This is a genomic window from Actinosynnema mirum DSM 43827 (assembly GCF_000023245.1).
GTDB lineage: Bacteria > Actinomycetota > Actinomycetes > Mycobacteriales > Pseudonocardiaceae > Actinosynnema > Actinosynnema mirum.
On record NC_013093.1, the window covers coordinates 1,015,011 to 1,028,981 of the forward strand.

Sequence of the window (13,971 nt, forward strand, 5' to 3'; positions counted from 1 at the left end):
ACGGGACTACGGTGTGCTGCGATGACCGATCCAGCACGCTCCTCCACGTCGCCCGCGCGCTTCGGGCTCACCGACCCGCGCAGCGGTGACCACCTGCGCGACGCGGGCTGGTGGGACGACCGGGGTCCCACCGGCGGGGTCGACCCGGTCCTGTCCGCGCTGGCCCGCAGCCCCGACCCGGACCTGGCGCTGCTGGGCGTGGACCGCCTCCGCGCCTCGCTGGGCGGGCGCTGGCCCGAGCTGGACGCCGCGCTGCGCGCCGACGAGGTGGTGCGCGGCAGGCTCCTGGCGGTGCTCGGCTCGTCCACCGCGCTGTCCGACTTCCTCGCGGCCAACCCGGACCGCTGGAGGGCGCTCGCGGGCACCGACCCGGTCGACCCGGCCTCGTTCGTCCCCGCGCTCGTGCGGGTGGTCGGCGCGGACGACCCGGTGCGCGAGCTGAAGCTGGAGTACCGGGCGCTGCTGTGCCGGATCGCCGCCGAGGACCTGGCGCACGTCGTCGAGCCCGAGCTGCCGTACGTGCCGTACGACGACGTCGCGGGCCTGCTGTCCGACCTCGCCGTCGCCGCGCTGCACGCCGCGCTGGAGGTCGCCCGCACCAGGGTGCCCAGGGCCGACGAGTGCCGGTTGGCCGTGATCGCGATGGGCAAGTGCGGCGCGCGGGAGCTGAACTACGTCAGCGACGTCGACGTGGTGTTCGTCGCCGAGGGCGACACGGGCGTGGCGACCCGGCTGGCGAGCACGCTCATGCAGGTCGCGGGCAAGGCGTGCTTCGAGGTGGACGCGGCGCTGCGCCCCGAGGGCAAGGCGGGCGCGCTCGTGCGCACCCTGGACGGGCACGCCTCCTACTACCGGCGGTGGGCGCGCACCTGGGAGTTCCAGGCGCTGCTCAAGGCCCGGCCGGTGGTCGGCGACGCGGAGCTGGGGCAGCGGTACCTGGAGGTGGTGCGCCCGCTGGTGTGGACCGCCGCCGAGCGCGAGGACTTCGTGCCGGACGTGCAGGCCATGCGGCGGCGCGTCGAGCAGCACGTGCCCGTCGGGCTGGAGGAGCGCGAGCTCAAGCTCGGGCGGGGCGGGCTGCGGGACGTCGAGTTCGCGGTGCAGCTGCTCCAGCTCGTGCACGGGCGCGGCGACGAGGAGCTGCGCATCCAGGCCACCACGCAGGCGCTCGCCGCGCTCGGGCGCGGCGGGTACGTGGGGCGGGCCGACGCGGCGGACTTCGGCCGCGCCTACCGGTTCCTGCGCACCCTGGAGCACCGGTTGCAGCTGCAGAAGCTGCTGCGCACCCACCTGTTCCCGGCCGAGGGCGACGAGGCGGCGCTGCGCTGGCTCGCCCGCGCCTCCGGGCTGCACGCCGAGGGCGGCCAGTCCGAGGCGCAGGTGCTGCTCGCCGAGTTCCGCAAGCGCGCCAACCAGGTGCGCAGGCTGCACGAGAAGCTGTTCTACCGGCCGCTGCTCCAGGCCGTGGCGAACGTGCCGACCGAGGCGCTGCGGCTGACCACCGGCGAGGCGGTCAACCGGCTGGCCGCGCTCGGCTACACCGCGCCGGACGGGGCGCTGCGGCACATCGAGGCGCTCACCAAGGGCATGTCGCGGCGGGCCCGCATCCAGGGCGCGCTGCTGCCCGTGCTGCTCGACCAGCTCGCCACCACCCCCGACCCGGACGGCGGGCTGCTGTCGTACCGGAAGGTGTCCGAGGCGCTCGCCGAGACGCCCTGGTACCTGCGGCTGCTGCGCGACGAGGGCGCGGTCGTGGACCGGCTGGCGGCGCTGCTCGGGTCCTCGCGGCTGGTGCCGGACCTGCTGGTGCGGGCCCCCGAGGTGCTGCGGCTGCTCGCCGACACCGAGGCGCTCCTCGGGCGGGACCCGATGACCGTGGGCAACCCGCTGCGCAGCACGGTGTCCCGGCACCACGACCTGGAGCGGGCGGTGACGGCGGCGCGCTCGCTGCGGCGGCACGAGCTGCTGCGGGTGGCGTGCGCTGACCTGCTCGGGCTGGCGACGCTGCGGACGGTGTGCGTGTCGCTGTCCGAGGTGTGGGTGGCGGTGCTGGAGGCCTCGCTGGACGCGGTGGTGCGGGCGGCGGGCGAACCCAGGGCGCGGATCGCGGTCATCGGGATGGGCAGGCTCGGCGGGCGGGAGCTGGGGTACGGGTCGGACGCGGACGTGGTGTTCGTGTGCGAGGCGATCGACGGGGCGAGCGACTCGGAGGCGGTGCGGTACGCGAACGGCGTCGTCGAGCGGGTGCGGCGGCTGCTGAGCGCGCCCAGCCAGGACCCGGCGCTCCAGGTCGACGCGGACCTGCGGCCCGAGGGCAGGCAGGGGCCGCTGGTGCGGACGCTGGAGTCGTACCGGGCGTACTACGCGCAGTGGGGCGAGCTGTGGGAGTCGCAGGCGCTGCTGCGGGCTCGGGTGATCGCCGGGGACGACGAGCTGGGCGCGCGGTTCGTGGCGATGATCGACCCGGTGCGGTACCCGGAGGGCGGGCTGGACTCCGGGCAGGCGCGGGAGATCCGGCGGATCAAGGCGCGCGTGGAGGCCGAGCGGCTGCCGCGCGGCGCGGACCCGTCGACGCACACCAAGCTGGGGCGCGGCGGGCTGGCGGACGTGGAGTGGACGGTGCAGCTGCTCCAGCTGCGGCACGCGGCCGAGGTGCCCGCGCTGCGCACGCCGTCCACGGTGCGGGGGCTGCGGGCGGCGCAGGAGGCCGGGCTGGTGTCGGCGGAGGACGCCGAGGTGCTGCGCGAGTCGTGGGTGCTGGCGACGCGGGCGCGCAACGCGGTCGTGCTGGTGAAGGGCAAGCCGGGCGACCAGCTGCCCACGGTGGGGCGGGACCTGGCGGCGGTGGCGGCGGTGATGGGGCACGCGCCGGACGACGCGGGGGAGTTCCTGGACTCCTACCGGCGCGCCACGCGGCGGGCTCGGGGCGTGGTGGAGCGGGTGTTCTACGGGTCGTGAGGCGGCCTTGAGGGGCGGACCTGGGGGCGGCCCTGGGAGGCGGCCTTGAGGGGTGGACCTCAGCCGTCCTCGCGCGAGCGGTGGTTGTGGGGCGGGCCCTGCCGACGTCGGACCCGCCCCGAGGAACGGCGGGTCACACCTCGTCGGGCGCCTCGTCGGCGGTGGGCACGGTCGCGAGCAGGTCCACGACCCACTCCTCGACCAGGGTGTCCTCCTCGCCCTCCTCTTCCAGCACGAGCCGGTTGAACACCCGGACCCCGAGGCCGAGCACGTCAGCCGCGGCGATGGCCTCGATGGCCTCGGCCGCGGAGTCGTAGATGTTGGTGGACAGCACCTGCGCGGGGGTAGCGACGTCTTCAGACACGGCGTGACAGTAGCCCGCCGGACCGTCGTGGGCACGGTTCGCCGCGCAACGACTTTGTGTGCGGCTACGGTTACGCGCTGTTCAACTGGGGTGGTTTCCAGGCCGCTCAGCATTGACTGAGAGTTATTTTTTGCCGAGACTGAGGATCCCTCTGCTGGGTGACACCCATGCGCCCGAACGAAGGACGCTATGAACCGAGAGCAGACCTCGCACCACCGGAAGAAGGGTGGCGCGGCCCTCAAGACCACGTTCGCCGCACTGGGCGTGCTGGTCCTGCTGGGCGTGGTCCAAGCCGCCACCGCGGGCACCGTGGGCGTGGGCGCGCTGAGCGTGGACCTGCGCGGTTCCACCACCCCGACCACGTCGGCGCCCGCGGGAACCCCCGAGCCGCTGCTCCCCCCGAGCACCCCGGCCGAACCGGCCCCGAACGCCGAGACGAAGGCGGTCGAGGGCTCGTGGAAGCAGGCGAGGGGCCTGCTCACCGCCGAGATCACCAAGGTCGAGACCGTCGACGGCCGCATCCGCCTGCACCTGACGGCGGTGAACGCGAGCACGGCGAAGATGGACATCCCGCTCACGTCGATCACCGCGAAGGACGACGCGGGCGCCGAGTACGCCGCCACCCCCACCAGCCGCTGGTCCGGCGCCCTGGCCAAGGGCGCGACGACGACGGGCCAGATCGACCTGGACGACCCAAGACCCGCGACCGCGACCACCCTGACCGTGACCCTGTCCGACATCGTGGGCTCCCTGGCCCCGACCGGCGGCGCGATCACGGTCCAGAACGTCCCGCTGCCGTGAGCCTCCGAAAGCCCCCGCCCTCCCAGGGGAGGGCGGGGGCTTTTCGCTGCCGGAACGCGGAACGACCCGCCAACCACGAGGGCTGACGGGCCGTCCCGACCTTCCGGTTCCCGCGCCGGGGCGGGAACCGATCACACGTCGTAGGACTGTCACGCGTGGGCGCTGACCTGCTGCTCAAGCCTGCGCACCCTTGCTGATCTGCGGGTTTTCCGGTGACGTTGACCGTCGTTGATCGACGCTGATCCACCTCTGACGGCCTGGAGAAGGCCTGATCTTGACGCGCGGCCTCCGCGCAGCTCGGCGGCAAGGCGGCGAAGCCGTCGCGGCAGTCGATCGCCGTGCCCAGCGCTGGCAGGTCGATGACCGGGCGATCGTCCGACTGCGTCCGCTGGAAGCGGGTTGGTGGCAGTCCGCGCGGCGCGTAGCCCTTCCGACCACGTGCACCGGCTCCGCGCGCGGCCGACGGGCGGAGCGAAGCGGGAGCCCGGCGCGCCGCGATGCGGGGAGTCGGTGCCAACGTGAGCGGGCCGGGAGTGCGCGGCGCCGCAGGCGGCGCGCCTTGATCCCGTAGAGGCGGATTCGGCAGCGGTCAGAGAAGGAGCGCGCGGCTGAGGTGCGTCATGCTCGTGGTGATGGCGCTGGGGTGCTCCGCCGCGAACAGGGCTGACTTCCCGACCTTGTTCGCGTAGCCGATGGCTCGGGAGCGCGCTCGGTGGGCGGCTTGGAGGTCGGTGAGCGAGTCACCGACCAGGGTGCACCTCACCGTCGGAACCGCCATCGCCTCGCTGGCGCGGTGGAGCAGGAGCGGGTTCGGCTTGAGCTTGCTCGGCTCGGGCTCGGTGCGGGCTGACACGGTGTGGACGAGCCCGGCGAGGTCGTGCAGGTGCAGGTAGGTGCTCACCGCAGCCTGGGAGTTGTTGCTCACCACCGCCAGAGGGCGTCCCGTCCCGTTCCAGGCCCGGATCAGCTCCACCGCTCCTGCGGTCGGCTTCGCGGCCGTGACGGCTTCGACCTCGTGGGCGCGCAGAGCCGCCTCGGTGTAGCGGATTTCCTCGGCGCCCAGGGTCGCGGCGTGCTCCAAGACCTCGAACGGATCTTCTGAAGCGGCGATGAGATCGGGTAGCCCGGTATGACCGCCATCGGCCAGAACGCCTCTGAGCTGAGCGGCGACCTCGCGCGCGGGGAAGTTCGAGAAGACCGCGCAGATCGGGCCGTCGAAGTCCAGGAACAGGGCATCGGTGGTCGTCAGGACGTGGCGCAGCACTCCCAGGTCGTCCACCGGCACCCGGTCCGTGGTCACCGCTGGTACTCCGTGGCGATCGTGCCCCACAGGCTGTCGAACCACGTCCGCGCCTGCTCCACGTACTGGCTGCCGGTGCTGCTTTCGTCGTCGGTGGTGCTGTGGTGGAAGAGAATCGCGTCCTTGCCCATCAGGTCGTAGATCGCCTGGGGCTCGCCGCCGAGCGAGAGCACGTGCTCGCGCACCGGGTAGAAGCCGAAGAAGGCTTCGTCGTTGTTGATCAGGTAGAGCTTGAACAGCGGGGCGGCGTTGTGGACGCGGACCTCTGCGGTCGCCTCCTTGACCAAACCCAAGCTGCCCAGCTCGGTCACGTTGTCCACGATGGCGAGCGTGTGGCGGCGCATTATCTCCGCTGCCCGTCGGCGGAACGCCGGGCTGTCGCTCTTGTCCTCGACGGTGCAGGGCACCGACCACGGAACCGTGGGGTCGGGCACGAGGATGCGGACGCGGATCGACTCCGGCGTGAGCCTGCCGATGCGGATCTTGTCCAACGGTTCCTGGATGACGCCGTGCAGGGTCTCGCCGGAGAAGCCCGCGAAGTCGATCGTCACGTGGTCGGACTCGAAGGCGCGTTCGATGTGGGGGCGGAGACCCACCGGGCGCTCGGTGCGCTCTCGGACGAAGACGCCGCTGCCCTGCCTGGAGACGATCAAGCCTTCGTCACGCAGTTCGCGCAGCGCGTTCTGCACCGTCATCGGAGCGACGTCGTACTTCTTCGCCAGCTCGGCGCGGGAGGGGAGCTTGTCCCCGGCCTTGAAGACCTTGGTCAGGATGGCTGCCCTCAGAGCGTTCGCCACCTGGATGTACGGCGGTCGCGGGTCATCGGGGTCAAGTGCCATGTTGGTCTCCGCTGTCTGGCTTGCGCGCAAGCGCCTTGCTGCCACGGGAGCAAGCCGTTGGGTGTGCTGATCCACCGTTGGTTGCGCTCACGCAACTGCATGTTCGCACTATGTTCGCGGCCCATGTTCGCAGCGATAGGCCATCCTGGCTAGCCCGCCTAGCGAGCTAGCTCACCACTTTGGGCTACAGACTGCTTGACTTGTCTAGCCAGGCTGGCTTACCTTCAACCTGTCTAGCTCGGCCAGACGGGCTAGCGAGGTTGTGGAGGTGCAGGTCATGGCAGTTCCCTACGGCTCCCGTTTCGGGGCCTCGTTCGACCAGGTCTTCCCGATGGGGGCGCTCATGATCGGTGAGGTCGCGCCGGACATGGAGTACCTGAGCCCCGAGGACAAGGCACGTGGCAAGCAGCCCAAGCAGCGCGTGGACGAGCGGTCGGGCAAGCGTCAGTGGAAGGTCGTCGTCACCGACCCCTCCGCCGAGAAGGAGCGGGACGCCTCCGTCACGGTGACGGTCCTGGCTGACGCGCAGCCCGTGCCGCCGCAGGCCGTGCAGGTGATGCCCGGCGTCGATGTCCGGCCGGTGGCCTTCGACGGGCTCACGGTCGAGCCGCGCGTCATGGGCGATCGGTACAAGTACCAGGGGTTCACCATCCGGGCTACCGGACTCCTGTCGCCGCAGGTAGGCACGAAGCGGGCTGCTGAGAAGCCCGAGCAGAAGGCGGCTTGAGGTGCTGCGACCGTCTCGTGAGGCGGTCGCTCGGTGGAACACCGCGTACGCGGAGCAGACGAACGCCATGTTCGCCGCTGCTGCGGCGGGCGACTTGGCCGCTGTTCAACGGTTAGCCGTCAGCTACGCGGCTGTGGCGCGGGCGTGGCGGGCGCTCGGCGGGGAACTGGCTGTGTCCCTCTGGGCTCGTCACGCCTGCGTCATCGCCGCCGAGGAGTTCGAGCGCCGAGCCGAGGTCGAGCACGCGCGTGCTTCCCGGATGGAACTGGACGAGGACGCCCCATGACTAACGAGCGGATCAACGACATGACCGAGGCGCAGAGACAGGCGGTGCTGTGGAAGGCGGCTTTTGAGGCCACCCGGCTTCGGGACGCGCACGAGCTGCTGACCAAGGTAATGCCTGAGCCCGATGCCGCCCCCGCAGTCCTGCGGGACTTCTACCTGCGGTCGGCGAGCGTCTACAGCCGGATCGCCGAGGTCGACCGGCACCACCACCACGAAGCGCTCTACTGGGCGGACCGAGAGCGCAAGAAGGGTGAAGAGATCACCCTGAAGTAAGCCGCCGTCCGCTGTGGACGCACCGCGTGATCTTGCGGGGTCACGTGGCGATGACGCGCGCCTGTGTTGCGGCGCAACGAGAACGTGGGCGCAGAAGCGGAAACCGGCTACCAACCATGCCGCTCCTGCGCTTGTCCACCCAACTCGGAGTGAACAGACATGAGCGTAGAGGCTCGGCGCAAGGCTGCGCCAGTGGGAGTCACGCGGAAGCGCTGCGAACGGTGCCAGCGCTTCGCCCGGCTCCAGCTCGGAACCACCTGCGACGCCTGCCTTGGCGCGCTGCCCCTCGACTTCGGGGGGCGTCATGCCAAGGCCTGACGGTTCGCGGTGGGTCGACCCGGCCCCCTTGGAGGTCGCACGGCCCCGGCTGCCCTGGTGGGTGCTGCTGCCGTGGTGGTCGCTGTGGATCGTGGTGCCGACCGCCCTGGTCGTGCTGCTGGTGCGGTTGGCAGTGCGGCTGTTGCACCGCTACCCGCTGGTGCTCCTGCTGCCTGCGGGTCTGGTGGTGGTGCGGTGGTGGGGCTGGTCGGTCCTGGTGCTCGTGCTCCTGGTGCTCGTCGCCGGGGTGTTGATCTGGTGGGGACTGCACCAGGTCTCGTGCTGGCGGCTGGTCGTGCGGCCGGTGCTGTCGCAGTGGCGGCGGGCCAGCGTCTACGCCTTCCGCTGGCGCACGACGATGCGGCTCGCGAACCTGGCCAACCGTGATCGGGGACGTGAGTACCTGCCCCGGCTGCGGGTCGTGCGGTCGGAGGGCTGGCGGGACCGGGTTCGGGTGCGGATGATCCCTGCCCAGTCGCCAGAAGCCTGGGAGCTGCGGCGGGACAGCTTGGCTCATTCGTTCGGCGCGCGGTCGTGCCGGGTGCGGGTGCTGCGGCCTCGTGTGGTCGAACTGGACCTCATCCACCGGGACCCGCTGGTCAGGCCGCTGTCAGTCTCCGTGCTCGGTGGGGTCGTTGATCTCAAGCGTGTGGTGGTGGGGCGGACGGAGAACGGGAAGCCTTGGCGGTTGCGGTTGCTCGGGTCTCAGGTGCTCGTTGTGGGGGTGCCTGGTGCGGGTAAGGGCTCGGTGTTGTGGTCGGTCGTGTGGCAGCTCGCCCCGGCGGTTCGTGACGGCCTGGTGCGTCTGGTGGGCGTCGACCCCAAGGGCGGGATGGAGTTGGGGCAGTGCCCGGACGCCTTCGACCGGGTGGTGTACGACAGCGGGCCGGAAGCTGTTGCCCTGCTTGAGGAAATCGCCGCTGAGGTCAAGGAGAGGGCGGCCAGGTACCGGGGTGTTCGGCGGTTGTGGGCGCGCTCGGGTGGGGAGCCGTTCACGGTCCTGGTGATCGATGAGCTCGCCGACCTGATCGCCTACCAGCCTGACCGGCAGCTGCGGGAGCGGGCCTCGCGGGCGGTGCAGACCATCACCTCCCAGGGGCGGGCACCGGGGTACGCGGTCGTCGGGTTGGTGCAGGACCCGCGCAAGGAGGTCGTGGGGTTCCGGCACCTGTTCACCACCCGCGTCGCCCTGCGGCTGGACGAGCCACAGCAGGTGGACATGGTCCTGGGCGACGGGGTGCGTCAGCGTGGCGCGGCTGCGCACGAGATCAGCGAGAGCACGCCCGGCGTGGCCTGGATGAAGGAGGACGGGCGGCGGGAGCCTGAGCGGGCTCGGGCCTTCCACGTCACCGATTCCGATCTTGCTCGGCTGCGGGAGTACTTCCGGCCTGCCGAGGTCCGACCGTTCCCGGCTCGGCCTGAGGGGGTGGCGGCATGACTCGGGCTGAGCGGATGCGGCAGCCGATGGCGTTGGACGTGGTCAAGGCGGCGGCTGAGCAGCACGGGGTGTGCGTGCGGCCGTTCACGATGGAGGTGGAGGACCACGGCAGCGGTGAGGTCCGGTACGTGCCGATGCCGTGCGGGTCGACCGTGGAGAGCGTGTGCAAGCCCTGTGCCAGGAGGGCGAAGGCGCTGCGGATGGTCCAGTGCCGGGAGGGCTGGCATCTCGGCGAGGAGCCCGACTTCACGCCTGACGCGCCGTCCGATGACCACAAGGAGTTGATGACCTTCCGGGCTGACCTGGTCACGGCCTACCGGGAGGCCGTTGGGCTGGGTGAGGGCGGGGACGCGGACGAGTTGCGGGATGAGATCCACTCGGTGGACGAGGAACTTCGGCAGCTCGGGGTCCGGGGGCGGTTCCCCTCCCCCGACGTGCCGGACAAGCGGCCGGTGAAGCGGTCCACCCGGCGGCGGCAGGACGCGCCGAACCTGCCCCGGCAGCGGGTGCGGAAGCAGACGGTGGGGCGGGAGTACGCGGGCGGGTTCCGGCCCTCGATGTTCGTCACGCTGACCCTGGACTCGTACGGGCGGGTGCGCGAGAACGGGACGCCGGTCGATCCGGACTCGTACGACTACCGGCGGGCGGCTCGGGACGCGGTGCACTTCGCCTCGCTGGTGGACCGGTGGTGGCAGAACCTGCGGCGGGTTGTCGGGTGGGAGGTGCAGTACTTCGCCACGGTGGAGCCGCAGCGTCGGGCGGCGCCGCACCTGCACGCCGCGATCCGCGGTTCGATCCCGCACGAGACCATCCGGCAGGTCACCGCGGCCACCTACCACCAGGTGTGGTGGCCCGCGCACGACGAACGTCGCTACAGCGGTGAGCACCCGCCGGTGTGGGACGCGCGGACCGGGGTGTTCGTGGACCCGGACACCCGGCAACCGCTCACCGCCTGGGCGGACGCGGTGGAGGCGACGGAGGTCCCGGCGCACGTGGTGACGTTCGGGCGGCAGGTGCACTCCAAGGGCATCCTGGGCGGGTCGGAGGAGGCCGGGCGGCACATCGGGTACCTGACCAAGTACCTCACCAAGTCCATCGGCGAGGTGGTCGAACCCTGTAGCGGGCGGCAGCGTGGGCACGCGGAGCGCCTGGCGGACGAGCTGGCCGTCACCCCGTGCTCGGACCGGTGCCCGGTCTGGCTGCTCTACGGCGTCCAGCCGCGCGGGGCGGGGTCGCGGACGGTTCCCGGTCACTGCAAGGGGCGGGCGCACCGCCGGTCCACGCTCGGCCTGCCCGGCCGCCGGGTGCTGGTGTCGCGGAAGTGGTCCGGCAAGACCCTGGCCGACCACCGGGCCGACCGGAAGCGGTTCGTCCTGGAATCGCTCAAGGCCGTGGGCATCGACAAGCCGGAACCGGACACCTCGCAACTCGTGTGGCACAGGCTCCGGCCCGGCGACCCGCACGTCCCACCCCGCGCGCACCTGCTCATGCACGCCATCGCCCAACGGATCACCTGGAAAGCCGAGTACAACCGCGCACTACTCGCGGCAGGCACTTCGGCAACCCAACTCGCGGCCTGAGCCCGGAGGTGAAGGGATGAACGAGTTCGAGCGCCTGTGGGGCGTTGAGGACCTGTCGGCCTTCCTGGGAGTGCCCGTGCACACCATCCGGGGCTGGCGCGCCAAGCACTACGGGCCACCCGCCCGCAAGGTCGGCAAGCACCTGCGGTGGGACCCGGCGCACGTTCGTGAGTGGTTCGACGCGCTCGACCAGAACGCGGCCTAGGAATTCCTGAATTCAACGCACGGGAGAGGTCTGTCATGGGCCACGTCCAAGACCGCTGGTGGACTGTTCGAGACGGTCAGCGGGAGAAGACAGCGCAGCACGGCAGGGGAATGCGCTACAAAGTCCGGTTCACCGGTCCGGACGGTCGGGAGCGCTCCAAGGCGTTCCCAGACCGGCAGAAGAAGCGCGCTGACGACTTCCTGCACGAAATGGAGAACGACAAGAACAAGGGCACGTACCTCGACCCCGACGCCGGGAAGATCACCTTCTGCGACTACGCGGAGCGCCACTGGATCAACGCCCGAACCTTTGACGAGTCCACCCGTGAGGGTGTGGAGTTCCGGCTCAAGCTGCACGTATACCCGTACTTCGGTGACACGGAGCTGCGGCTCATCCAACCTTCGACCATCCAGGCGTGGGACCGGAAGCTCCAGCAGAAGGGGCTAGCTGAGACCTACCGTAGGGGAATCTTCGCCAACGTTTCGGCAATCTTCACCGCTGCCATCGATGACGAGCGGCTGCGCAGGAACCCCTGCAACGGGAAATCGGTCGTCAAGCCTCGTGGCGAATACCCGAAGATCGTGCCCTGGCCCGAATCGCGGGTGCACTCGGTCCGAACTGAACTGGGGGAGAGCTACCGCATCGCCGTCAACCTCGGTGCTGGCTGCGGCCTCCGGCAGGGAGAGGTTTTCGGTTTCTCCGCAGACGATGTAGACGAATCAGAAGGCGTCATCCACGTCCTGCGCCAGGTCAAGATCGTGCGCGGGAAGATGGTCTTCGCTCCGCCGAAGCACGGCAGGAGTCGTGACGTTCCCCTGGCACCCAGCGTCGCCCAGGCCCTCGAAGCCCACACGAAGCGGTTCCCTCCGCTCCCGGTCACGCTCCCGTGGCAAGTGCCCGAGGGCAAGCCCGTGACCGTGCCCCTGATGATCTACACCAGGGAGGCGAAGCAGCTCTACCGGCACTCGTTCAACCACCACGTCTGGAAGCCCGCCCTGCGCGCTGCCGGGGTGGCGGAGCCGGGCAGGGCGGAGGGCTTCCACGCGCTCAGGCACTTCTACGCCTCGTCGCTCCTGGACGAGGGCGTGAGCATCCGCGCGCTCGCCGAGTACCTGGGGCACGGCGACCCCGCGTTCACCCTGCGGGTCTACACGCACCTGATGCCCGCGAGCCACGAGCGGACGCGGGCGGCCATAGACAAGGTGTTCAGTCAGCCGGGTGAAGCGGCGGCATGAGGAGCGGAAAGGCCGAGGGCCGGGCGACTGGATCAGTCACCCGGCCCTCGGCCTTCGTTCGGGACGGCCTCTCCAGCTCAGACGGCCTGGAGGCGGCCTACGCGCGGGCTCGACCGGGAAAACCCCTGGTCAAACCCCCGCGCCGATCACACGTCGTAGTACAGCGCGAACTCGTACGGGTTCGGCCGCAGGCGCAGCGGGTCGATCTCGTTCTCGCGCTTGAACGCGATCCAGGTGTCGATCACGTCCGGCGTGAACACGCCGCCCTCCAGCAGGAACTCGTGGTCCGCCTCCAGGCTGTCCAGCACCGCGTCCAGCGTCGCCGGGACCTGCTTGACGTCGCGAGCCTCCTCGGGGGGCAGCTCGTAGAGGTCCTTGTCGATCGGGGCCGGGGGCTCGATCTTGTTCTTCACGCCGTCCAGGCCCGCCATCACCATGGCCGAGAAGGCCAGGTACGGGTTGCCCGACGAGTCGGGGCAGCGGAACTCGATGCGCTTGGCCTTCGGGTTGTCGCCGGTGATCGGGATGCGCACGCACGCCGACCGGTTGCGCTGGGAGTAGACCAGGCTGACCGGGGCCTCGTAGCCGGGCACCAGGCGGTGGTACGAGTTCACCGTCGGGTTGGTGAACGCCAGCAGCGACGAGGCGTGGTGCAGGATGCCGCCGATGTAGTGGCGCGCCGTGTCCGACAGGCCCGCGTAACCGGACTCGTCGTGGAACAGCGGCTGGCCGTCCTTCCACAGCGACTGGTGGGTGTGCATCCCCGAGCCGTTGTCGCCGAACAGCGGCTTCGGCATGAAGGTGACGGTCTTGCCCGCCTGCCACGCGGTGTTCTTGATGATGTACTTGAACAGCATCAGGTCGTCGGCCGCGTGCAGCAGCGTGTTGAACTTGTAGTTGATCTCGGCCTGGCCGCCGGTGCCCACCTCGTGGTGCGCCCGCTCGACGACGAAGCCCTGGTCCTCCATGTTGAGGACCATCTTGTCGCGCAGGTCGGCGTAGTGGTCGTTGGGCGAGACCGGGAAGTAGCCGCCCTTGTACTTGACCTTGTAGCCGCGGTTGCCGCCCTCCTCCTCGCGGCCGGTGTTCCACCAGCCGGAGATCGCGTCGATCTCGTGGAAGGAGGCGTTCGCGGTGGTGTCGAAGCGGACGGAGTCGAAGATGTAGAACTCCGCCTCCGCGCCGAAGTACGCGGTGTCCGCGATGCCCGACTCGGCGATGTACTGCTCGGCCTTGCGCGCGATGTTGCGCGGGTCCCGGCTGTACGCCTCGCGGGTGAACGGGTCGTGCACGAAGAAGTTCACGATCAGCGTCTTCTCGATCCGGAACGGGTCGAGGCGCGCCGTGAACAGGTCGGGCAGCAGCAGCATGTCCGACTCGTGGATGGACTGGAAGCCCCGCACCGACGAGCCGTCGAACGCCAGGCCCTCGCTGATCGCGTCGGCGTCGAACGCCTTCGCGGGCAGGGTGAAGTGCTGCATCACGCCGGGCAGGTCGCTGAAGCGGACGTCGACGAACTTCACGCCCTCGTCGGAGATGAACTTCAGGACCTCGTCGGGATTCTTGAACACCCTCGTCGACTCCTTCTTCTGCGGTGGGGGCGTGGTGTGACGCCGCTGGTCAAGGCGGCCTACCCATCGGGCGCGAC

The 13,971-nt window shown here is 70.5% G+C and carries 12 protein-coding genes; 8 read left to right on the forward strand and 4 right to left on the reverse strand.

Annotated elements, in window-relative coordinates:
• Positions 1-21 precede the first annotated feature (21 nt).
• On the forward strand, positions 22-2,958 hold the full coding sequence (locus AMIR_RS04575; RefSeq protein WP_012783535.1) for a bifunctional [glutamine synthetase] adenylyltransferase/[glutamine synthetase]-adenylyl-L-tyrosine phosphorylase: 2,937 nt from the start codon (positions 22-24) through the stop codon (positions 2,956-2,958).
• 133 nt (positions 2,959-3,091) lie between these two features.
• On the opposite strand, the gene AMIR_RS04580 is transcribed toward AMIR_RS04575, so the two are convergent.
• A complete protein-coding gene (locus AMIR_RS04580; RefSeq protein ID WP_012783536.1) occupies positions 3,092-3,322 on the reverse strand; it encodes a hypothetical protein in 231 nt (76 codons plus the stop codon).
• 189 nt (positions 3,323-3,511) lie between these two features.
• Between AMIR_RS04580 and AMIR_RS04585 the strand changes: the two genes are divergently transcribed.
• Entirely contained in the window at positions 3,512-4,123 is a 612-nt protein-coding gene (locus tag AMIR_RS04585) for a hypothetical protein (RefSeq protein WP_012783537.1), read from the forward strand.
• Positions 4,124-4,712: 589 nt separating this feature from the next.
• Here the strand turns inward: AMIR_RS04585 and AMIR_RS04590 are convergent.
• A complete protein-coding gene (locus AMIR_RS04590) occupies positions 4,713-5,423 on the reverse strand; it encodes an HAD family hydrolase (protein WP_012783538.1) in 711 nt (236 codons plus the stop codon).
• Complete coding sequence (locus AMIR_RS04595; protein WP_012783539.1) at positions 5,420-6,262, reverse strand: GntR family transcriptional regulator; 843 nt, start codon at positions 6,260-6,262, stop codon at positions 5,420-5,422. Before AMIR_RS04595 ends, AMIR_RS04590 begins: the two co-directional genes overlap by 4 nt.
• Before the next feature lie 277 nt (positions 6,263-6,539).
• Here AMIR_RS04595 and AMIR_RS04600 point away from each other — a divergent pair, with 277 nt between their 5' ends.
• The 6 genes from AMIR_RS04600 (at position 6,540) to AMIR_RS04630 (ending at position 12,323) form a co-directional block, all read left to right on the forward strand.
• Positions 6,540-6,989, forward strand: a complete 450-nt coding sequence (locus AMIR_RS04600; RefSeq protein ID WP_012783540.1) for a hypothetical protein — start codon at positions 6,540-6,542, stop codon at positions 6,987-6,989.
• Positions 6,990-7,271: 282 nt separating this feature from the next.
• A complete protein-coding gene (locus AMIR_RS04610) occupies positions 7,272-7,547 on the forward strand; it encodes an AMED_5909 family protein (protein WP_012783542.1) in 276 nt (91 codons plus the stop codon).
• Positions 7,548-7,851: 304 nt separating this feature from the next.
• Positions 7,852-9,303 carry an FtsK/SpoIIIE domain-containing protein gene (locus AMIR_RS04615; protein WP_012783543.1) on the forward strand — a complete coding sequence of 484 codons (1,452 nt, stop codon included), beginning with the start codon at positions 7,852-7,854 and terminating at the stop codon, positions 9,301-9,303.
• The gene (locus tag AMIR_RS04620; protein ID WP_012783544.1) at positions 9,300-10,883 is read left to right on the forward strand and encodes a replication initiator; all 1,584 of its coding nucleotides are present in this window, start codon (positions 9,300-9,302) and stop codon (positions 10,881-10,883) included. The genes AMIR_RS04615 and AMIR_RS04620 overlap by 4 nt, the downstream gene beginning before the upstream one ends.
• Before the next feature lie 16 nt (positions 10,884-10,899).
• A complete protein-coding gene (locus tag AMIR_RS04625) occupies positions 10,900-11,088 on the forward strand; it encodes a helix-turn-helix transcriptional regulator (RefSeq protein WP_012783545.1) in 189 nt (62 codons plus the stop codon).
• A gap of 110 nt (positions 11,089-11,198) precedes the next feature.
• The gene (locus tag AMIR_RS04630) at positions 11,199-12,323 is read left to right on the forward strand and encodes a tyrosine-type recombinase/integrase (RefSeq protein ID WP_245554583.1); all 1,125 of its coding nucleotides are present in this window, start codon (positions 11,199-11,201) and stop codon (positions 12,321-12,323) included.
• A gap of 146 nt (positions 12,324-12,469) precedes the next feature.
• On the opposite strand, the gene glnA is transcribed toward AMIR_RS04630, so the two are convergent.
• Positions 12,470-13,894, reverse strand: coding sequence for a type I glutamate--ammonia ligase (gene glnA, locus AMIR_RS04635; protein WP_012783547.1), 1,425 nt, complete (start codon positions 13,892-13,894; stop codon positions 12,470-12,472).
• Positions 13,895-13,971 lie beyond the last annotated feature (77 nt).